Origin of the sequence: Methylobacterium sp. 391_Methyba4 (assembly GCF_029691625.1) — a bacterium.
GTDB lineage: Bacteria > Pseudomonadota > Alphaproteobacteria > Rhizobiales > Beijerinckiaceae > Methylobacterium > Methylobacterium fujisawaense.
In genome coordinates, this window is sequence record NZ_CP121475.1 from 3676669 (window position 1) to 3697849 (window position 21181).

Genomic DNA, 21181 nt, shown 5'->3' on the forward strand with positions numbered 1-21181 from the left:
CGATGCATCCGGTCAGCATCGTCATCCCGACCCTGAACGAGGCCGAAGCGATCGGCGCGGTGATCCGCGAGATCCCGCCGGCCTACGCGGCGGACGTCGTCGTCGCCGACAGCGGCTCGACCGACGGGACGCAGGACGTCGCCCGGGCCGCGGGCGCCCGGGTGATCGAGGCCGGACGCGGCTACGGCCGGGCCTGCGCGCTCGGGGCGGCCGCGGCCGATCCGGCCTCGCGCGTGATCGTCTATCTCGACGGCGACGGCGCGGATCGCGGCGACCTGATCGACCGGATCGCCGGGCCGGTGCTCGCCGGCCGCCACGACCTCGTCCTCGCCTCGCGCACGCTGGGCAGCCGCGAGCCCGGATCGATGCTCTGGCACCAAGTGCTCGCCGGCCGGCTCGCCGGCCTCGGCATCGGCCTACGCTACGGCGTCCGATACACCGACATGTGCGCCTACCGCGCCATCGACCGCGCCGTGCTGCGGGCCCTCGCCCTGCGCGAGCCGACCTACGGCTGGAACATCGAGATGCAGATGCAGGCCGCGCGAGCCGGCCTGCGCATCCGCGAGGTGCCTATGCCCTACCGGCGCCGGTTGGGCGGATCCTCGAAGGTCGCGGGTTCGCTCGGTGGGACGATGCGGGCCGCCGCTCGGATCGGCGCGACCTACCTGCGCGTCGCCGCCGGCTCGGAGCGGCGCGCGTGAGGCCGGCGATGGCGCTCAAGGACGACGCTGCACCGGGCCTTTGGGCCGGCGCCCGGACGGAGGCGCCCGGCCCCGATACGGACCACGGGATCGCGCCCGCAGGGTCGTTCGCGCTGGCGGCGTACCTGGATCGCTGGTCGGCCTGCGCGCATCACGACCTCGCCGCCTCGGACTCGGAGCCGCTGTCGCTCGCCGCCTTGCTGCGCCTTGCCGGCCCGGAGGATCGTCGGCGCTGGCGGAGGGCCGACCTCGGCTACGCCGACCCGCGCGGCGCCTCCTGGCTGCGCGCCACGATCGCCGGCTGCTACCGCCGGCTCGCTGCCGACGACGTGCTGGTCAGCGCAGGGGCGCAGGAAGCAGTGGCCTGCGTGCTGAGTGCGCTGCTCGGTCCGGCCGATCACGCGGTGGTGGTGGTGCCGATCTACCAACCCTCGGAGCTCGTCGTGTCGCGGCTGTGCGCGGCCGATGGCGTCGCCCTCCGACCGGAACCGGCCTGGACCCTCGATCTCGACGGGCTGGTCGCCGCCATCCGGCCGAACACGCGGCTGGTGCTGATGAATTTTCCCAACAGCCCGACCGGCGCGTCGCTGGATCGAACGACTCTGGAGAGGCTGGTCGACCTCTGTCGCCGACACGGGCTCTGGCTCGTCAACGACGAGGTCTATCGCCAGACGGACCTCGACCCGGGCCGAGCCGTCCCACCCGTCGTCGACGTGTACGAGCGCGGGATCTCCATCAACGGGTTGTCGAAGGGCTTCGGGCTTCCGGGCCTGCGCGTCGGCTGGGCCGCCTGTCGCGACCGCGGGGCGCTCGACCGCGTCCTCGCGGTCAAGAGCCTGCTGTCGAGCTGCCTCGCCGGACCGAGCGAGATCCTGGCGCAGGTCGCGCTGCGGGCCGAGCAGCGCCTGACCGGCCGCGCCCGCGCGATCGGGCGGCGCAACCACCACCGTCTGCGTGCTCTGCTCGATCGCTACCCGAACCTGTTCGATCCGGAAGAACCGACGAATCTCGCCTTCGCCTGCCCCCGCTTCCGTGGGCGAGAGGGTGCGACCGAGTTCTCGAAGGCTCTCGCGTCCGAGGACGGCGTCCTCGTGCTGCCCTCCGCGTTGTGGCACTCGGCGCTGGCGCCGGTCCCCACGGACCGCCTGCGCCTCGGCCTCGGTCGCGTCGGCAGCGGCGCGGCGCTCGGGATCCTCGGGGATCATCTGCAGCGGCGCGCCGGCCGATGAGTGCCGAGATCGGACGCGACCGGAGCATCGAGCACCCCGGTTCCGTTCCTCCGGGCGCGGCCCCAGCCGCTTCCCCGAGGCTCACCGGGCTCGGCGGCCTATCCGCACCACCCACGGAGGCCGAACGCCTCGGCGCCTGCGACGTGGCGCCCGTCCCTGCCGCCCGGGCTTCGGGGCGCACGGAGATTCCGTTTCTTGCCCCCCTCGACGGAGACGCCGACGTCGCGATCCGGGCGCGGATGACCTCCGTCGCCGTCGCCGGAGGGCGGACGCTGTTCGAGGAGGGGGACGAGGCCGACGCCCTCTACACGCTCGTGAGCGGCGCGGTCGGCCTCTCGATCCGCGACCCGCGCGACGGCAGCGTGCGCCGCCTCATCCGACTCGCCCCTCCGGATACCGTGGGCGAACTCGCCCTGCTCACCGGCGAGCCGCGCTCGGTCACGGCAACGGCCCTGCGCGATACGCACCTCCTGCGGCTCTCCCGCGCGTCGTTCGAGGATCTGATCGCCGCCCATCCCGGGACGCTGCTCTATTTCGCCCGGATCCTGGCCGCGCGGCTGCGCACCGCCCATACGGGCGTGACCCTGAGCCATGCGCCGCGGAGCTTCGCCGTCCTGGCGGTGACCGAGGGCCTCAAGGCGACGGCCTTCGGCGAGCGGCTGGCGCAGGCCCTCGATGCCGCGCTGCCGGGGCGGACCGGCTGCCTCTCCGAATGGCCCCCCGAGGCCGACGAGGCGTGGTTCCACCGCTACGAGCAAACGCACGACCGCACGGTCTTCGTCGCCCACCAGATCGACTGCCCCTGGTGCCGGCTCTGCCTGCGCCACGCCGACCACGTCCTGTTGCTGGCCGAGCCAGGCGCGCCGCCACGGCCCGGCGCCGCGGACTATCTCGCTTCGATCCGCTCCGACTGGATCCGCATGGACCTCGCCGTGGCGCAGCCCGCCGAGGCGCGCCTGCCGCGCCCTCTGCATCCCGACGTCGCCGCGCTGCCCTTCTCCCTGCGGCTCCAGGTTCGCGAGAACCACGGTGGCGACTTCGCCCGGCTTGCCCGGATCGCGTCCGGCCATGCCCGCGCCCTCGTCCTCGGCGGCGGCGGCGCCCGCGGCCTCGCCCATCTCGGCGTTCTGCGGGCGCTCGGCGAGGCCGGGCTCGACATCGATCTCGTCGGCGGCACCAGCATGGGCTCGATCCTGGCCGCCAGCGTCGCCCTTGACTGGAGCCTCGACGCGATCGAGACCCACACGGTGGCTTCCTTCGTCGGACGCAACCCCCTCGACGACTACACCCTGCCGTTCCACGCCCTGACGCGCGGGGCCAAGGTGGATGCGGGGTTGGCCGAGCGGTTCGGCGATGCCCGCGTCGAGGATCTCTGGCGCCCGTTCTTCTGCGTGTCCTCGAACCTCACGACCGGCACCGCAATGGTCCACTGGGCGGGCCCCCTCGACCGGGCGATCCGCGCCAGCATCGCCATTCCCGGCCTGCTGCCCCCGGTGGCGAGTGCGGACGGCATCCTCGTGGACGGCGGCATGATGAACAACCTGCCTGCCGACGTGATGGCCGATCTCGACCGCGGGCCGGTTCTCGCCGTGGATGTCGGCAGCGACGCCGCCTTCCAGGTCATGCCGCGGCAGGGCCGGAGCGCGCAGGCGTTCCGGCGCCTCCTCGGCATCTCGGACCAGCTCCCCGGCATCGCGCACCTGCTCCTGCGCTCCGCGATGGTGTCGAGCGACGCCCAGACCATGGCGGCCGTCACCCGGGCTGCGGTCCTGCTCAAGCCCTCCTTGGCCGGGGTCGATCTGCGGGCGTGGTCGAGCTTCGAGACGACGGCCGAACTCGGCTATCGCTGCGCCCGGGAAGCGCTGGAGTCGGGCCGCCTGGGAGCCTGGACATGAGCCGCTCCGATGTTCGGGCAGGCGCAGATCCCGACCGACCGGTCATCCGCACATCTCTTCGGAGCCCCTGAATGCGTGTCGTGGTCGATCTCAACCGCTGCCAGAGCTACGCGCAGTGCTGCTACGCCGCCCCTGAGCATTTCGAGGTGCGCGGTCACGAGATCCTGTTCTACGATCCGGCGCCGCCCGAGGCGAAGAGGTCGCAGGTCGAGCGGGCGCAGCAGGCCTGCCCCGTCCGGGCCATCGCGATCGAGCCCGCCGGACTCGCCGAGGGTGACGAGCCGTGACGGACGGGCAGCGACCGGGCATCGTCGTGGTAGGCGCCTCCCTCGCCGGCCTGCGGGGCGCGGAGGCGTTGCGGGACGGCGGCTATGACGGCCCTCTGACCCTGGTCGGGGACGAGCCGCACCGGCCCTACGACCGGCCGCCTCTGTCCAAGCACGTCCTGGCGGGCGAGCTTCACCCCGACGCGACCGCACTTCCGCAACTCACCCGTCTGCGCGCGCAGTGGCGGCTCGGCCTGCCGGCCGTCGCCCTGGACCGGGACCGCCGGGTGGTGCGCCTCGCCGACGGCGCGACGCTTCCCTACGAGACGCTCCTGATCGCCACCGGCGCCAGGGCGCGGCCATGGCCCGGAGAAGGCGCCGATCTCGCCGGGATCTTCACGATCCGGACCCTGGAGGATGCCCGCTCCCTGCGGAGCGCGCTGGCGCTGCGGCCGAGCCGCGTCCTCATCGTCGGCGCCGGCCTGATCGGCTGCGAGGCCGCCTCCTGCTGCCGCGATCTCGGCCTGGCGGTGACGCTCGTCGATCCCAACCCGACGCCGCTCGCCCGCCTCCTCGGGACGGTGATCGGGGCCACACTCGCCGGGCGGATGCGGGCTTCCGGAGTGGACCTCCGCCCGAACGTCAAGGTGGTGGCCTTCTCCGGCGAGGATGGACAAGTCCGCCGCGCCCACTTGGCGGGTGGCGCGGACATCGCGACGGATCTCGTCATCGTCGCCCTCGGCGCGACGCGCGACACGGGTTGGCTCGCCGCGGCCGCCCTCGTCGCCGACCCGGGAGGCCTGACCTGCGACGCGGCCTGCCGCGCCCTGACCACGACGGGGGAGCCCGATCCCGCCATCTACGCGGCCGGCGATGTCGCGCGCTGGCCGAACCCACTCACCGGCGGCCGCTTGGTGACCGTCGAGCATTGGGGCAACGCGGTGGACCAGGCCCGGCACGCGGCGGCGAACATGCTTGCTCCGCCCACGGGCCAGGTCGAATACCAGCACGTGCCTTCCTTCTGGTCGAGCCAGTTCGGTCTCAACATCAAGCTCGCCGGCCTGACCGAGGGGGCGGAGGCGCTCGCGATCGTCCAGGGATCGCGGGCCTCGCACCGGTTCCTCGCCGTCTATGGCCGGGCCGGGCGAACCGTCGCGGCCCTCTCCTTCGATCAGGCACGCTGGCTTCCCGCCTATGCCGAGGCCGTGGCTGACGGGGCGGCCTTCCCGCCGATCCTCGGCGCCACCGACCAGCCGCGGATCGAGACCCTGGAGCCCGGCTTTCCCAGCCCGCGGCGATCCTCCGGCCGATCGGTTACGGCTCTGGAGACGGCCCATGCCTGACGAGACGCTGTTCGCGCAGGTTCTCGATCCGAGAAACAGGGCGAACCCCTATCCCCTCTACGCGCGCTTGCGCGAGACGCCCGTGTCCCGGCAGGCGGACGGCAGCTACGTCGTCAGCACCCATGCCGCGCTGAAGAGCCTGATTTTCGATCCCCGGCTGAGCTCGGAAGACCTGCCGCCCTCGCGGCGACCCAGAACGGGCAACCCTCTGAAGGACTGGATCCTCAACCCGATCCGGAATCGGGTGGTCAACGGCCATCGCCCGCTGATCTTCCGCGATCCGCCCGACCACGACACCCTGCGCGGTTTCGTGATGAAGGAGTTCACGATCGCCCGGGTGCGGGAATCTCACGCCAAGGTTGCGAAGCTCGTGGATGCCCTGATCGACAAGTGCCACGGCCGCGACACTGTCTGCTTGGTGGAGGACCTGTCCTATCCGCTGCCGGTGGCCGTCATCTGCGAGCTGCTCGGCGTGCCCGAGGCCGATGAGGCGCAATTCCACGTCTGGGCGATCCGCCTCGCGACGGCCCTGGAGCCCGACGTGCGCCACGACGAGGCGGGGCGGCGGGAGATCGCCGCAACCTTCGACGCGATCTCCGACTACATGCGTCGGCTGATCCGCGAGAAGCGCCGCCATCCGGCCGACGACATGCTCAGCGGGCTCGCCGCCCACGGTGGCCGGGGCAGCGCGGCCATGGGCGACATAGACCTGATCTCGACGGCGATCCTGCTCCTCGTCGCGGGTCACGAGACGACGGTGAATCTCATCACCAACAGCATGCTCACACTGCTCAGGCATCCGGAGGAGCTGCGAAAGCTGAAGGCCGACCCCGAGCGGGCACCCCGCGTGATCGAGGAGATGCTGCGCTACGAGCCCCCCGTCCATTTCCGCACCCGCAAGGCGCTCGGCGCCATCGCGGTGGCGGGAACGACGATCCCGCCGGGATCGTCGGTGGTGCTGCTCTTTGCGGCCGGAAACCGCGACCCGGCGCGGTTCGAGCAACCGGACCGGTTCGATCCGGACCGGACGGACAACCAGCATTTCGGGTTCGGCGGTGGCCTCCATTACTGCGTGGGCGCGCCCCTCGCGCGGATCGAGGCCGAGATCGCCCTTGTCACGCTCTGCCGGCGCCTCATCGCACCGAGGCTCCTGGACGACCCGCCGCCTTACCGACCGGGCGCTTCCCTCCGCGGTCCACAGCACCTCGGCATCGCCATAGCGGGGATCGCGTGATCCTACAGGCGCGAACGGTTATGAGACGATGGCGAGAGCCAAGCGCGGTCGTCTTGCGGAGCGGGGTACGTCAGCTCTGGACTTGCGTCGGTCTGGATGCTGCTCGTCGTTACGTCTGGATCGAGGAGCCGGGAGCGGTCCTCCTTCATCTGCGCGCCGAACCAGCCGGCGATGGACGACTTCAGCGACGCGGTGTCTCCCCCGCAGGATAAGACACCGGAGCCGGGGGGCCCGATCGTCAGGACGGGATGGCGCGGGTGATCGGCAGTGCGGTGAGGCGCCCGGGCCTCAGGAGCAGTGCTACGAGGCCTGTCCAGCCCGTCTGATGCATCGCGCCGAGCCCTGCGCCGGTATCGCCGTGGAAGTACTCGTGAAACGGGATGCAGTCGCACACATGCGGATCGTCGGCGAGAGCGCCATAGGAGGCGAGCACCGGCCGGCGTCCATCTGGCCCGCGCAGGAATAGCCTGCAGAGGCGCTCGCTCAACTCGTCGGCGATCTCGGGCAGGCTGAGATAACGGCCGGAGCCGGTCGGGCACTCGAAGCGGGTGTCGTCGCCATAGAACGTCCCGAAGCGGTCGAGCGCCTCGATGAGGAGGATGTTAATCGGCATCCAGACCGGACCGCGCCAATTCGAGTTGCCCCCGAACGTGGCGGTCGTCGATTCCGCTGGTTCGTAGTCGACGGAGTAGCGGGCACCGCTCCAATCGAGAACGAACGGGTGCTCGGCATGCGCCTTCGACAGAGAGCGAATACCGTGGTCGGAGAAGAGCTCGGTCTCGTCGAGCATCCGCGCCAGAAGCGCCTTCATGCGGTGCCGGCGCAGCAGCGAGAGCAGCATCCGGTCGCCGCCCGGGCCGGGCGGCGGTCCCTCACCCTCGCCTTGGCTCCAGTGCGAGACCAAGGCGGCGAGGTCGGGACGGTTACGCAGCATCCACTCGGCCCGGCGCGCGAAGCCGGGGAATCGGTCGCGCAAGGAAATGTCGAGCACCTCGACGGCGCAAAGCGGGATCAACCCGACCAGCGAGCGGACGCGCAACGGCAGCATCTTGCCGTCGGGCAGGTTCAGCACGTCGTAGAAGAATTCATCCGCCTCATCCCAGAGGCCGACCCCGCTGCCGCCGATGTCGGTCATCGCCTCGGCAATGTAGAGGAAGTGCTCGAAGAACTTGGTCGCGATGTCCTCGTAGACCGGGTCCTCGGCGGCCAGTTCAAGGGCGATCCGCATCAGGTTGAGCGTGTACATCGCCATCCAGGCGGTGCCGTCGGCCTGGTCGATGGTGCCGCCGGTGGGCAGCGGCGCCGAGCGGTCGAAGATGCCGATGTTATCCAGTCCGAGGAAGCCGCCCTGGAAGACGTTGCGCCCGTCCGCGTCCTTCCGGTTCACCCACCAGGTGAAGTTCAGCATCAGCTTGTGGAACACCCGCTCCAGGAATGTCCGGTCGGGTCGCCCGGTGAGCGCGGCGTCCATCTGGTAGACGCGCAACGCCGCCCAGGCATGAACCGGCGGGTTCACGTCGCCGAAGGCCCACTCGTAGGCCGGCAGCTGGCCGTTGGGGTGCATGTACCACTCGCGCGTCAGCAGCACGAGTTGGCCCTTGGCGAATTCTGGGTCAATCAGCGCGAAGGTCACGCAGTGGAAGGCGAGGTCCCAGGCCGCGTACCAGGGGTATTCCCAGGTGTCGGGCATCGAGACGATGTCGGCGTTGTTGAGGTGCGCCCACTCGCTGTCGCGTCCGTGTCGCCGCTCCGCTGGGGGCTCCGGCTGCGTCGGATCGCCCATCAGCCAGCGGCGCACGTCGAAGTGGTAGAATTGCTTCGACCAGAGCATGCCGGCCAGGGCCTGGCGCTGGACGAGGCGTGCGTCGGGGTCCGTCATGTCGCGTTGAAGGGCGGCGTAGAAGGCGTCGGCCTCCGCGACCCGACGCGCGAACACCGCCTCGAAACCCGCGTCGTCGAGACCCGGCGCGTCGGCCGGGGACAACCGGTAGCGCAAGACGATCGTCTCGCCGGCCATCAGCGTGTGGCGGCTCAGCGCCGCGCACTTGGTGCCCTCGTGGAGCGGGTTCACCCGCGTGCGGGTTCCCGCCACCACATCGTCGTTGATCGCGTCCTTGGGGTGGTACGATCCGCTCACGCCGAACAGGCGAGCAGTGTTGGTCTCGTTCTCGCAGAACAGGAACTCGGCCGGCTGTAGGGCCCTGAACAGCCGACAGGGACCCGCGGCGCGGGTCGCCTCGACGCTTGGCCCCTCGACGAGCCGGAGGAGCGGCCGCTTCGGATCCTCGCGCCACGACCACGTGTTGCGCGACCACAGATGGGGCAGGACGTGGATTTCGGCCGCTTCCGGCCCGCGATTGACGACCGAGACCCGCATCAGCACGTCGTCGGGGGCGGCCTTGGCGTACTCGACCGTGACGTCGAAGCAGCGGTTCTCCGCCAGTACACCGGTGTCGGCGAGCTCGTACTCGGGCATGTCGCGGCCCTTGCGCCGTCGGTTCTCGGCCACGAGCTCGGCGTAGGGAAACGCCGCGTGCGGGTACCTGTAGAGCATCCGCATGTACGAGTGCGTCGGCGTGCCGTCGAGGAGCCAGTAGAGTTCCTTCATGTCTTCGCCGTGGTTGCCCTCCTCGTTGGTCAAGCCGAACATCCGCTCCTTGAGGATTGGGTCCCGCCCGTTCCAGAGGGCCAGCGCGAGACACCAGAGCTGCTTGTCGTCGCTGAACCCGGCGATGCCGTCCTCGCCCCAGCGGTAGGCCCGCGAGCGCGCGTGATCATGGGGCAGGTAGTCCCAGGCGGTGCCGTCCCGGCTGTAATCCTCGCGGACCGTCCCCCATTGCCGCTCGGCGAGATACGGTCCCCAGCGGTGCCACCCGTCCGCGGCACAGGCCCGAAGACGGCGTCCTTCCTCGGTCTCGAACAGGTGGGATGCGTTCGGGCCCTCAGGCATTGCGGTCTCCCTCAGAACGCTTTGAGGCCGAGCATCCGGCGCAGGCGGATATATTCGCCAAGCGACCAGGCCTGGAACGGGCAGCCGCCGGGTCGATAGGGCGCATCGCCGTCGGCGACTTCGCTGACATGACCGAGGCCGGCCTCGCCGAGGTGCTGCTCCAGCGGCGGCAGAAAGCGAGCCCGCCCCTCCGTCAGGGCCGCCTCGCTGCGGCCGCGGACCGAGAGCCACGCGTCGACGAAGGGACCGAGCAGCCAGGGCCAGACCGTGCCCTGGTGGTACGCACCGTCTCGCGTCCGCGCGTCGCCCCCGTAATGACCGGCATAGGCGGGATCGTCCGGCGACAGGGTGCGCAGGCCGAGCGGCGTCAGAAGCCTGTGCTCGACCGCATCGACGACGGATTTGGCGAGCTCCCCAGTCAGGAGCGGAAACGGGAGACCGCCGACGCAGAAGATCTGGTTCGGACGCACCGCCGCATCGTGCGTGCCGGGGACGTGGTCGACATCGACGACGTCGAATAAGCCACCCACCGGGTTTGGAAATTTCTGCGCGAAGCTCGCTCGCGCCGCGGTCTCGGCCTCGGAGAAGCGCGGCTCCCACAGCGTCGCCGCGATGTGGAGGGCGTTGATCCAGAGGGCCTGGATCTCGACCGGCTTGCCGATACGGGGCGTGACCACCCAATCGCCGACCTTGGCGTCCATCCACGTGAGTTGCCATCCGGGCTGACCGGCCGCGATCAGACCATCCGCATCGGCCCGGATGCCGAAACGGGTACCGGCAGCGTAGCCATCGAGGATCGCGAGGCAGGCTGTACGCAGAGCTGGCTCGGACTGGACGGAGCGCCCAACCAGCCTGCAGGCTGCCAAGAAGTCGTACACGCTGACCACGTACCAGAGCGAGGCGTCGACGGAATTGTATTCCGGTACCTCGCCGGAATCCGGGAAACGGTTGGGCATCATGCCCTCGCTGACGACGCCCGCCCAGGCTCTGAGGATGCTCTCCGCGGTGTCGAGTTCGCCGGTCGCCAGCAGCAGGCCGCGCAGCGCGATGAAGGTGTCACGCCCCCAATCCGTAAACCAGGGGAAGCCTGCCACCAGGGTACTGCCCCGTCCTCGATCAACCCGGTAGCTCAGGGCACTTCGGCGAAGATCCGGACCGGCCCGCGTCGCGCGCGCCGCGGCGATCATCCGGTCAGCCAAGGCTCGGACGCGGACCGGCCCGCTCTCGCCAGCGCGTAGCAGCATCAGCCCGGGCTCGGGCCCCGCGAGATCGAAGCGAAAGCTGCCGGGCGCGGCGAGATCCTCGACGCAGTCGAGTCCCCGCGCCCGCTCCGCCGCGTAGAGGAACTGGCGATACCAGTCCGGTTCATGTCGATAGGTGCCCGTGGTCAGGGCGGAGATCGCCGGTCGATCCGGATAGGGATGCCACGTGACGCAGGTTCCGGTCTCCGCGCCGCCGATTTGTGGCTTGAAGTCGAAAGCGGGATTTGCGGTTTGCAGGCTGTGATAGTCCCGTCCCGAGAGCAGCGGGACGACGACGAGCGTGCAAGGACCAGCGCCTGAGATCCGCCGCCATCGCAGCAGCGTGTCGCAGGCATCGGGATCAACCAAGATCTCCTGGGTGATCTCGGTGCCATCCGGCAGGCCGAATGTCCATGACGGCCAGGGCTCGTGAGTGAAGCTCGTAATTCGCTCAAAACCGCGCGGATGGATCACGTCCGGCAGGTAGCGCTGGGCGCTGAGATCGGTGTGTCCGGCCGCGGTCTCGATCCAGGCCTCGATGCCGTTGACGAGCACCGTCCGCCCGGTCGGCGGATTCGCCGCCGTGAGCAGGAGCGCGTGGTAGCGGCGTGTCCGGACGCCCGAAACGGTGCCCGAGGCGAAACCGCCGAGCCCGTCGGCCTCCAGCCACTCGAACGCCTCGCCCGGCAGGGGTATCGCGTCAGGCATCCCGGTGTCCCGCTCCGTCCGCGCGGCATCCGGCGTGCGCAGCCGCACGCGGATCCGGCCTCCTGCAGGCACTCAGGATCATGGCGCGATCGACGCGCCGCGGAGAACCTCGATGTTCGATCCAGCCCGCGCCCTTCCTCCGATCGTCGGCGCGATCGCGGCCTTCTTCAGCCTGATGGTCGTCGCCTTCGTCTGAACGCTTCCCGCTCCAAACCACGTAGGGACAAAGATCATGACCCGCCCCGCTTTCGCCGCCATCGCTCTCATCACCTTCGCTGCGTTCCCGGTCAGTGCCGCGCCGGTCGACCATTTGCCGGCCGCGGTCGGCTCGGCATCGACGATGCCACAGGCGCTGTTCCGCCAAGTGACGTCGAACGGTACGACGAAGCCGGGGGGCTCGGCCCTCGACGGGCGCAGTGGGACCACCGCGGCGCTCGACCGGAAGAGTCGCGCTCTGCACAACCTGATCGCGACCTCGATCTGTACCGGTTGCTGACCGGCGCTCACCGCGATGCCTCCCGCAGGGCCGCCACGAGTTCGTCCTCGCGGGCGGCGTCGAGGGGCGGAGGCGGGAGCCGGCCGAGAGCGTCGCGCGTGAGCGCGATCTGCCGCACGAAACGCCGGCAATTCCTGCAGGTCGCGAGATGAAGCCGGATGCGCCATCGAACGCGTCCGGACACCTCCGCGTCCACGAACGCGCCTGCCTGCTCCGCCGCCTCTCGACACCGCATCCGATCATCCTCGCCCGTTCCGCTCGTCACGCTCGCGCCGCGTCGCGGGTCAACGCCTCGAACACCCGTCGGATCTTCAGCCTCGCTCGATCGAGCAGCACGCGCTGACGCGCCTCGCCGAGGCCGAGCAACTCCTCCGTCTCGCGCGGGCCGAAACCCTCGATGTCGCGATGCCGGATCACGGCGGCCTCGTCCGGCGGCAGAGCGGCGATGGCCGCCTCGACCGCTTGCCAGACCTGCCGCCCCGCGAGCCCGCGCTCCAAGTCGATCTCGCTCCAGTGCCAGGGCGCCTCACGCCAGTGGCCGTCGGCGAGGAAGGCATCGGCGTCGAAACCGGATCCCTCGTCCTCGTCATGCCGTGGCGTGAGTTCCGCGAAGGTCGCGGTGCGCCTGGCGGAGACCGAGGCCTTGCGCGCGATGTTCAGGACGATCCCGGTCAGCCACGTGCGCAGCGACGAGCGCGCCTCGAATCCCGCGATGTTGCGCATCACCGCGATCCAGGCCTCCTGCACCGCCTCCTCCGCCGCCTCCCGCGTCAGGTGTGCGCCACGGGCGATCGCCACGAGCCGCACGTGATAGCGCCGCACGAGGATCCGGAAAGCGGCCTCCTCGCCGAGCCGAAGCCGCGGAAGCAGCAGGTCGTCGCTCGGTTCCAGATCGGCCGTCATCACCGGATCAGCCTGGCGCATCACGGGTCAACCTGATGTCGACCTCGCGCTCGACGAAGGTCCACTCGCGGGTAGCGCGTAGCGCTGCGACGAGCGCCTCGAAGGCTACCTCGTGCTCCGGCGGGAACTCGAACCACGTCAGGAAATCGAACGGCTCGCCGAGGTCACGACTGTGGTGGAGTCGCCGTGCGATCGCCGGCAGGTAGCCGAGGCCGATGCTCGTGTGGTGCGAGGTTTCCTCGAAGATCGCCCGGCGCTCGTCCTGAGCCAGCTCCCACCAGCGCGCCGACTTCCTGATCGGGATCAGGGCGGCCCGCGTCGCCGAAGGTCGATCGAGAGGTGGCTGCACGGCGCGTAGCCGCTGCGCCTCGTTGCTGGTTGTATAGCGCAGATTGCTCACCACCCCGCGCAAGCGCCAGATCGTGCCGGTCGAAGGACCGGTCCGCTGTCCCATGTTGCCGATCGGAAGGCTGACGGAAAGGCGGGTTGCGCTGGGCAGACGCTCCCCAAGCGGCGACTCCGCGCGCGTCACCCGCCAAGGGCCTGCATCGCCACCCGCGAACTCGATCAGGTCGATCATTCCGCCATCCTCTCGGTAAAGGCCGCTTCGCTTGCAAGGCTCGCCGCGTTACACAGTCGAAGGCAGTCAACATCTTCCCCGCCCTGAAGGACGAGGATTTTCGGAGACCGTGAGATCTCGTGCAGTTGACGCTTCATAGGGCCGCTGATGCAAACCCTCCACGTTGAGCAAAGGTGTGTTCCATCTCCGACGAATATCAAACGCCGCGTTCGTGTCGGCAAGAACGTGGCGAGAAGGATAGGTCGGAGAAGGTTTCATTTGTCGAGGCACCATTTCTATCGGGTGGGCCAGATCCTGTGTTTCGTGCCGATCCGCAGCGGCGATGATCGGGCCCTTGCCTGCGGCGAGGCGGGCAGTGTACGCGGCGCGTCGTCTGGGACTGCGCCCTCGACCGGGACTTGTCACCCGGCCGAGTGGGCTGCTTGAGGGGGTGAAACAGCCGGGAGACCGATAGGAGCACCTGATGCATTCCACACCGCAATCCGGATAGCCAAGAAACTCGTGGGCTCGTCACCCGGTGCAACGCCGGATGGGACGCACCGGGCCGTACGCGCCCATGAAGGGAGCGCATCAGGTCATGGCTTATCGGATCGGCTAAGGTCCGCGCGCTCGCTCCGCCCGTCGACGCAGACTTCGACCACCGCGATCCTGGTCCCGTTCCGTAGGATCGACGGTGGAAGGTTCGCGAAGACGCCGGCGTCGAAAGATCGGTCGACGACCCGCTCATCGGCCTTCCGCGGATACGTCCTCGCGAATCGGCCATCGGCATGGTCCCCGACCGTGCACACGACGAGGACCGCCGCAAACGCGTGGATCCGCGAGTCGGGCACTTGTACGACATCCCGACTCTCGTCGCTCATTCAAACGACCGATGATCGACCAGTTGCGGAAACTTTCCCTTCGAGCCGAGGTAAGGCCAAGCCCTTCGAACGCTCTCAACCGGCGCCAGAGATCCGTGCGTCCTGCAGAAATTCTCTTCTCAGGTAGTCGATGGCTGCCCGCACCTTGAGCGGAACGAACCGGCGCGACGGGTAGACGGCCTGCATCGGCAACGGCATCGGCCGGTGAGCGGGGAGGATGATCTTCACCCGTCCCGTCTCGATCTCGTCGCGGAACGCCCAGATCGGCACGACGCCGATGCCGAGGCCCGCGATGACGCCCTCGCGCACCCCTTCCGAATTGTTGACCCGGAAACGACCCGCGACGTCGACTGAGACGGGTCCATCCGGGCTCGTGAACGACCAGCGGTGGCCGGCGACGAGACGCGTGTAGACGATGCAGTCATGGGCGGCGAGGTCGCCCGGGCACGTGGGTTCGCCGCATTTCGCGAGATAGGCCGGGGCGGCGACCGTGACGCGCCGCGTGATCCCGATCCGTTTCGCGACGAGGCCCGGATCGGTGATCTCGCCGACCCGGATCGCGAGGTCGATCGCCTCCTCGACCAGGTCGGAGAAGGCGTCGTTCATGATGAGATCGACGCGGATGTCCGGGTAGCGCTCCGCGAACAGCGCAAGGCGCGGCACGACGTGCAGACGCCCGAACACGACCGGCACGGTGAGTCGCAGCGTTCCGGACGGCCGGCCCTTGCGCCTGCCGACCGCGGCTTCGGCCTCGGCCAGCGTCTCGAGCGACCGCAGGGCGTGTTCGTAGAAGACGCGACCGTCCTCCGTCACGGCGAGCGCGCGGGTCGTGCGGGTGATGAGCCGCGTGCCGAGATGCTGTTCCAGCGAAGCCACTTGCCGGCTGATCGTCGGCTGGGTGGTACAGAGCTCGGCCGCCACGGCGGTGAAGCTGCCGGCCTCCACGACCCGCACGTAGGTCCGCATGGCCGTGATCAGGTCGTTCATCCATACCGTCCCCGTATCGTCCGGAGCTCCGACACCCCGTAGCCGACCGCGGCGGACCGGTCACCGATGACTGCCGATCGAGGCGGTGGATTCCGGCGGGCGACGACGCCCGCGAGACCGACGCATCCTTCGGCACGCGCCGCTCGCTCGCGCCGCCACGGTCCCCGTCGCCACGGTCCCCGTCGCCACGAGCGCCCAGGATCTTCCAGCACGTACTCATACAGGTCGCGTATAGATCCTATTCCCGCGTCACCTCTTCTCACGACTCCCGGTTGTCCGCACGCTGGTTGCAAAGGGGAGACCCTCATGACTCCGGATGCACGGCACCATACGGCCCAGGTCAACGGCATCCGGATGCACTACCTCGACGCGGGTGCGGGCCCGGCCGTGCTGCTTCTGCACGGCTATCCGGAGACGCATTTCGCGCGGCGCCATCAGTGGCCCGTCCTGGCCGAGCGGTATCGAATCATCGCTCCGGATCTGCGCGGCTATGGCGCGACCGACAAGCCCGATACGGGATACGACAAGCGGTCGATGGCGGGAGACGTCCGGGCCCTGATGGCGCATTGCGGCATCGGGCGTGCCGCCCTCGTCGGTCACGACCGCGGCGCCCGTGTCGCGACACGGTTCGCCAAGGACTACCCGGAGGCCATCGACCGCCTCGTCGTGATCGACAACATACCGACGCGCGTGGTCTTCCAGGCCACGGACGCGCGGCTCGCCAAGCTCTATTGGTTCTTCTACTTCCAGCAGGTGCCGCATCTTCCGGAGGCGCTGGTCGCAGGGCGCGAGGAGATGTTCCTGCGGCACTTCTTCGATAGCTGGTCCTACGCGCCGGGTGCGATCGGCGAGGAGGCGGTGGCGGAGTACGTCCGCGCCTATTCTCGGCCCGGCGCCTTCCGCGGCGCCTTCGCGGACTACCGGGCAGGACCGGTCGACCTCGCGCAGGACGAGGCCGACGCCGACCGGCTGATCGCGTGCCCGACCCTCGCGATCTGGGGCGCCGACTTCGACCTCGTGGGCCGGACCTTCGACGTCCTGGCCGTGTGGCAGGGCATGGCCGGAGACGTGCGCGGCGTCGCCATTCCGCAATGCGGGCACCTGCCTCCAGAGGAGCGGCCCGACCGCGTCAACGCGGAACTCCTTGCCATTCTCGAGCCGTGGCGGGGCTGACCATGACAAGGCGGAAGGTCGTCGTCACCGACCACGTATTCCCGAACCTGGAGCCCGAACGCGCAATCCTCGACGGCTTGGCCGATCTGGTCGTCGCGCCGTCCACGGACCCGCAAGCTCTGCTGGAGGTCTGCCGCGATGCCGACGCTCTGCTGAACTGCTACGCGAGGCTTCCGCCGACCCTCGTCCAGCAACTGGAGCGCTGCGCGATCATCGCGCGCTACGGCATCGGCGTGGACACGATCCCGCTGCCCACGACGCGGGACAAGGGCATCCGGGTGACCAATGTCCCGGACTACTGCATCGAAGAAGTCGCCGATCACACCCTGGCGCTGATGCTGGCGCTCGCCCGCGGGCTGGTCCGCGGGATCGACCAGACCCGCGCGGGCGTGTGGAACGTGGCCGCCGTCGCGCCTCTCCACCGCCTCCGCGGACGCACGCTCGTCCTGCTCGGGTTCGGGCGCATCGCGCGCGCCCTGGGCCTGGACATCCTCGTGTGCGACCCGTTCGTCCCTCAGGACCCGATCGCGGGGCTGGGGGCCCGCCGCGTCGAACGCGACGAGGCCTGGGAGGCGGCCGACATCCTCTCGCTCCACGTGCCGCTGGAGGCCGAGACGCACCACGTCGTCAACGCCGAGAGCTTGGCGCGGCTGAAGCCCGGGGCCCTCCTCGTCAACACCTCCCGCGGCGGCCTCGTCGACCTTCCCGCAGTGTGCGCGGCGCTGGCATCGGGGCGATTAGGCGGCGCCGCGCTTGATGTCCTCGAGACCGAGCCGCCGACGGCGGAGACTTGGATCGGGACCGTTCCCAACCTCATCGTGACGCCGCACCTCGCCTTCTACTCGGAGGAATCGCTGGTCGATCTCCAGAGGCGCACCGCCGAGGAGGTGGCCCCGGCGCTGCGCGGCGAGCCAGCCCTCAATCCCGTCCACTGATCGCAGGAAGGCACCGTCATGGACCTGACCATCCACACCCCCGGGACCGCGCCCGAGCGGTCGAAGCCGATCGCGGCCGACTCGCTCGAGCGCTACGGCTTCCTGCCGAACCTGCACGGGATCATGGCCGAGTCGCCGGTTATGTACGAAATCTATCGGCAGACCGGCGCGACCTTTGCCAGGCGCACCCTGTCCGTGCTCGAACGCCAGATCGTCCTGCGGGCGATCGACTACGAGAACGAGTGCCATCACTGCATGGCGGTGCACTCGCCGATCGCCACGCGCGAGAGGATTCCCGGGGCAATCCTGTCCGCGCTGCGCCACGGCGACCCGCTGGCCGACCCGAAGCTCGAGACGCTGCGCAGCTTCGCCGCCGCCATGACCCGGACTCGCGGCCAAGTCGGGCAGGCCGAGCTCGATCGCTTCGAAGCGGCGGGCTACACGCGGGAGAACCTGATCGAGGCGATCGTCGCCATCGGGTACGAGGTGCTCGGCAACGACATCGATCACGTCGCGGCCACGCCCCTCGACGCGGCGTTCGAGGCCTACGCGTGGAGCAAGCCCGAACCCGTCCAGCAGGCCGACGCGGCCTGAATGGCGCGGTGGAACGGGTCCGATGGCGCTGAAGCTCTACGATCTCGCGGCGGCCGACGAGCGCGTCCGGTTCAGTCCGTTCGTCTGGCGCGTGCGTCTGGCGCTTGCGCACAAGGGCCTCTCGGCTGACACGGTGCCGTGGCGCTTCACCGACAAGGCGACCATCGCCTTCTCGGGCCAGGATCGCGTTCCCGTCCTAGTGGACGAAGGCGCGGTGATCGTCGATTCCTGGTCGATCGCCTGTCATCTCGACGCCAAGTATCCCGACCGGCCGTCCCTGCTGGGTCCGCGCGAGGCCCGAGCCGGGATCGTGTTCGTCAGGAACTGGTGCGACGGGGTCGTGATTCCCGGGATCGGGCGCCAGATCGTGCTGGACGTCTGGACCATCCTGCACGAGCGCGACCAAGAATACTTCAGGCGCACGCGGGAGGCGCGGTTCGGGGCGACGCTCGAGGCGGTCGCGGCGGGCGCCGATCAGGCCCTGCCCGCCTTCCGGGCCTCCCTCGAGCCGCTCCGCGCGACCATCCGGTCGCAACCCTTCCTGGGGGGCGAGCGCCCGAACTTTGCCGACTACATCGTATTCGCCGCGTTCCAGTGGGCTCGATGCTCGTCGCCGCGCGGACTCCTGGCGGCGGACGACCCGGTCGCGGCCTGGCGCGACCGGTCGCTCGCCCTCTTCGACGGCCTGGCTGCGAGGGCGGCTCGCGCCCACCTCTCCAACGAAGGATCGGATTCTCCGCCATGATCGACGTGCATTTCTGGACGACCCCGAACGGCTACAAGATCCTGCTGGCGCTGGAGGAGGCTGGAGCGGCCTACCGGATCGTGCCGGTCAACATCAGCGAGGGCCGGCAGTTCGAACCCGACTTTCTGCGCATCTCCCCGAACGGCCGCATGCCGGCCATCGTCGATCACGCGCCGGCCGACGGCGGCGAGCCCGTTCCGGTCTTCGAGTCCGGCGCGATCCTGATCTACCTCGCCGAGAAGCTCGGCGGCCTGATGCCCGACGACCGGCGCAGCCGCAAGACCACGCTGGAATGGCTGATGTGGCAGATGGGCGGGCTCGGCCCCATGCTCGGCCAGAATCACCATTTCAGCCACTACGCGCCCGAGCGCATTCCCTATGCGATAGAACGCTACGTCAAGGAGACGTCGCGCCTCTACGGGGTCCTCGACGAGCGATTGGCCGATCGCCCCTTCATCGTAGGCGACGCATACGGCATCGCCGACATGGCGGCCTACCCGTGATGCCTGCTGTGGGAACGGCAGGGTCAGCGGATCGAGGAGTACCCGAACGTCCGCCGTTGGCTCGATGCCCTGGCGGTGCGCCCCTCCGTGCAGCGCGCCTACGCGGCCGGTAAGGCCGTCAACTCGACTCCGACCGTCACCGAGGAGTCGAAGGCCATCCTGTTCGGCCAGGGACGCCGCGGCGGCTGAGCGCCGCGACCACGCTTCCGAAGCCCGAGCGTCACGACACGGGGAGGACGACCATGACCGGACGGTTCGGCGCGCGCGGCCGCGCCGCCGCGTTCCGCGCGCTCGCGGCGGCCCTCGTCCCGACCGGTGCTCCGGCCGCGGAGGCCTTCTCCGACGGCGTCGTCAAGATCGGTGTGCTCGGCGACCGATCGAGCGTCTACGCGGACAAGTCGGGCGCGGGCTCGGAGCTGGCCGCCCGCATGACCGCGGAGGAGGCGGCGGCGCTGTTGCCCGGGGTCGCCATCCGGATCGTCGGCGCCGACCACCAGAACAAGCCCGACATTGGACTTGCCTCGCAAAAGTGGAGAGCTCTTTTCCTGAAGGAGGAGGGTTCCGATGTCAGACCGGAAGCAAACCTTTACCCCTGAGTTTCGTGCCGAGGCGGTGCGACTGGCGCAGACGAGCGGGCGGTCCCGCCGGGAAGTCGCCGCCGATCTAGGCGTCGGGCTCTCGACGCTGCGCAACTGGATCGACGGCCGACGTGAGCGGGAGATGGACCACCCGCCGGCGGAACGGCAGGAGGACATGGCCGCCGAGCTCAAGCGCCTGCGCCGCGAGAACGAGGTGCTGCGCCAGGAGCGGGAGATCCTGAAGCGGGCCACGGCTTTTTTCGCCAAAGAGGGAAGTCGATGAGGTTCCGCCTCGTCGACGCGGCGAAGAAGGACTTCCCGGTCGCGCGCCTGTGCAAGGTCCTCGACGTCAGTCCGAGCGGCTACTTTGCCTGGAAGAATCGTCCGGCTTCGGCACGGCAGCGCGAGGACCTCGTGCTGCTTGCCCATGTTCGCTCCGCCTTCACGCTCTCGCACGAGACGTATGGCAGCCCGCGCATGACGCATGAGTTGCGCGAGCAGGGCTTGGCGGCAGGCCGGCGACGCGTGGCCCGGCTGATGCGGGAGAACGGGCTCAAGGCCCGCCAGCCGCGCCGCTTCCGACGCACGACGGACAGCGGCCACGCCTTCCCGATCGCGCCCAACCACCTCGACCAGGACTTCACGGCGGCTGGGCCGGATCGGAAGTGGGGGAGCGACATCTCCTACATCTGGACGCGGGAGGGCTGGCTGTACCTGGCGGTGGTCCTCGACCTGTACTCTCGACGGGTCGTGGGCTGGGCGGTGGGCGACCGTCTTCACAAGGAGCTCGCGCTGACTGCGCTGCGACGTGCCCTCGTCGTCCGGCAGCCCGGACCAGGTTTGCTGCATCATTCCGACCGCGGCAGTCAGTACTGTGCGAATGAGTATCAGGCGGAACTACGAGGACATGGCATCGTGATTTCGATGTCTGGCAAGGGGAATTGCTTTGACAACGCGATGGTCGAGACGTTCTTCAAGACGCTGAAGAGCGAACTGGTCTGGCGCACCGCCTTCCAGACGCGAGCCGAGGCCATCGACGCGCTGGCCCGTTACATCGATGGCTTCTACAATCCCCGACGCCGTCACTCGGCGCTCGGCTTCACCAGCCCCACCCAATTCGAAAGGGGCATCGCCCACCACACCGCTCTCCACTAAACTGAAGCAAGTCCAATCGCGGATGCCCGTGTTCAGACCTTGCCCGCCGGCCGGGCTGTTGAGGTGCGCGGCGTCCCCCGCCAGCAGCACGCGCCCGCTCCGGAA

Annotated in this window: 18 protein-coding genes and 1 pseudogene; 14 read left to right on the forward strand and 5 right to left on the reverse strand. The window is 69.5% G+C overall.

Features of this window, described 5'->3' with window-relative positions:
- Positions 1-2 precede the first annotated feature (2 nt).
- The 6 genes from P9K36_RS17195 to P9K36_RS17220 all read left to right on the forward strand — a co-directional run bounded on the left by P9K36_RS17195 (position 3) and on the right by P9K36_RS17220 (position 6668).
- Positions 3-701: a glycosyltransferase family 2 protein gene (locus tag P9K36_RS17195; RefSeq protein WP_043378343.1), complete on the forward strand. Its 699-nt coding sequence runs from the start codon at positions 3-5 to the stop codon at positions 699-701.
- Positions 698-1930 (forward strand): pyridoxal phosphate-dependent aminotransferase, encoded by a 1233-nt coding sequence (locus P9K36_RS17200; protein WP_230365906.1) that lies wholly within the window; start codon positions 698-700, stop codon positions 1928-1930. The genes P9K36_RS17195 and P9K36_RS17200 overlap by 4 nt, the downstream gene beginning before the upstream one ends.
- 239 nt (positions 1931-2169) lie before the next feature.
- Positions 2170-3825 (forward strand): patatin-like phospholipase family protein, encoded by a 1656-nt coding sequence (locus P9K36_RS17205; protein ID WP_210274612.1) that lies wholly within the window; start codon positions 2170-2172, stop codon positions 3823-3825.
- Between the two features lie 71 nt (positions 3826-3896).
- Positions 3897-4112, forward strand: coding sequence for a ferredoxin (locus P9K36_RS17210; protein WP_043378346.1), 216 nt, complete (start codon positions 3897-3899; stop codon positions 4110-4112).
- Complete coding sequence (locus P9K36_RS17215) at positions 4109-5434, forward strand: FAD-dependent oxidoreductase (RefSeq protein ID WP_043378349.1); 1326 nt, start codon at positions 4109-4111, stop codon at positions 5432-5434. The genes P9K36_RS17210 and P9K36_RS17215 overlap by 4 nt, the downstream gene beginning before the upstream one ends.
- The gene (locus P9K36_RS17220) at positions 5427-6668 is read left to right on the forward strand and encodes a cytochrome P450 (RefSeq protein WP_043378352.1); all 1242 of its coding nucleotides are present in this window, start codon (positions 5427-5429) and stop codon (positions 6666-6668) included. The genes P9K36_RS17215 and P9K36_RS17220 overlap by 8 nt, the downstream gene beginning before the upstream one ends.
- A 238-nt stretch (positions 6669-6906) precedes the next feature.
- On the opposite strand, the gene P9K36_RS17225 is transcribed toward P9K36_RS17220, so the two are convergent.
- Entirely contained in the window at positions 6907-9618 is a 2712-nt protein-coding gene (locus P9K36_RS17225) for a glucosidase (RefSeq protein WP_043378355.1), read from the reverse strand.
- 11 nt (positions 9619-9629) lie between these two features.
- Entirely contained in the window at positions 9630-11567 is a 1938-nt protein-coding gene (locus P9K36_RS17230; protein ID WP_051975920.1) for an amylo-alpha-1,6-glucosidase, read from the reverse strand.
- Positions 11568-11799: 232 nt separating this feature from the next.
- Here P9K36_RS17230 and P9K36_RS17235 point away from each other — a divergent pair, with 232 nt between their 5' ends.
- Positions 11800-12063, forward strand: a complete 264-nt coding sequence (locus tag P9K36_RS17235) for a hypothetical protein (RefSeq protein ID WP_043378358.1) — start codon at positions 11800-11802, stop codon at positions 12061-12063.
- Between the two features lie 261 nt (positions 12064-12324).
- Here P9K36_RS17235 and P9K36_RS17240 read toward each other — a convergent pair whose 3' ends face one another.
- The 3 genes from P9K36_RS17240 to P9K36_RS17250 form a co-directional block, all read right to left on the reverse strand.
- Positions 12325-12987: a sigma-70 family RNA polymerase sigma factor gene (locus tag P9K36_RS17240; protein ID WP_230365905.1), complete on the reverse strand. Its 663-nt coding sequence runs from the start codon at positions 12985-12987 to the stop codon at positions 12325-12327.
- Positions 12974-13420, reverse strand: coding sequence for a chlorite dismutase family protein (locus P9K36_RS17245; protein ID WP_230365928.1), 447 nt, complete (start codon positions 13418-13420; stop codon positions 12974-12976). Before P9K36_RS17245 ends, P9K36_RS17240 begins: the two co-directional genes overlap by 14 nt.
- Positions 13421-14481: 1061 nt before the next feature.
- Entirely contained in the window at positions 14482-15393 is a 912-nt protein-coding gene (locus tag P9K36_RS17250; protein WP_043378370.1) for a LysR family transcriptional regulator, read from the reverse strand.
- 306 nt (positions 15394-15699) lie between these two features.
- Between P9K36_RS17250 and P9K36_RS17255 the strand changes: the two genes are divergently transcribed.
- The 7 genes and pseudogenes from P9K36_RS17255 (at position 15700) to P9K36_RS17285 (ending at position 21076) form a co-directional block, all read left to right on the forward strand.
- Positions 15700-16566, forward strand: a complete 867-nt coding sequence (locus P9K36_RS17255) for an alpha/beta hydrolase (RefSeq protein WP_043378372.1) — start codon at positions 15700-15702, stop codon at positions 16564-16566.
- A gap of 2 nt (positions 16567-16568) precedes the next feature.
- Entirely contained in the window at positions 16569-17501 is a 933-nt protein-coding gene (locus P9K36_RS17260) for a C-terminal binding protein (protein ID WP_043378923.1), read from the forward strand.
- Between the two features lie 18 nt (positions 17502-17519).
- On the forward strand, positions 17520-18095 hold the full coding sequence (locus P9K36_RS17265) for a carboxymuconolactone decarboxylase family protein (RefSeq protein ID WP_043378376.1): 576 nt from the start codon (positions 17520-17522) through the stop codon (positions 18093-18095).
- 22 nt (positions 18096-18117) lie between these two features.
- Positions 18118-18840 carry a glutathione S-transferase family protein gene (locus tag P9K36_RS17270; RefSeq protein ID WP_051975893.1) on the forward strand — a complete coding sequence of 241 codons (723 nt, stop codon included), beginning with the start codon at positions 18118-18120 and terminating at the stop codon, positions 18838-18840.
- Positions 18837-19532: pseudogene (locus tag P9K36_RS17275) on the forward strand (glutathione binding-like protein). Before P9K36_RS17270 ends, P9K36_RS17275 begins: the two are co-directional and overlap by 4 nt.
- Positions 19533-19585: 53 nt before the next feature.
- Positions 19586-19939, forward strand: a complete 354-nt coding sequence (locus P9K36_RS17280) for an ABC transporter substrate-binding protein (protein ID WP_043378379.1) — start codon at positions 19586-19588, stop codon at positions 19937-19939.
- A protein-coding gene (locus P9K36_RS17285) for an IS3 family transposase (protein WP_089231281.1) occupies positions 19908-21076 on the forward strand; the annotation gives its coding sequence in 2 pieces (ribosomal slippage) (positions 19908-20175 and positions 20175-21076; 1170 coding nt in all). The genes P9K36_RS17280 and P9K36_RS17285 overlap by 32 nt, the downstream gene beginning before the upstream one ends.
- The last annotated feature ends 105 nt before the right edge of the window (positions 21077-21181 follow it).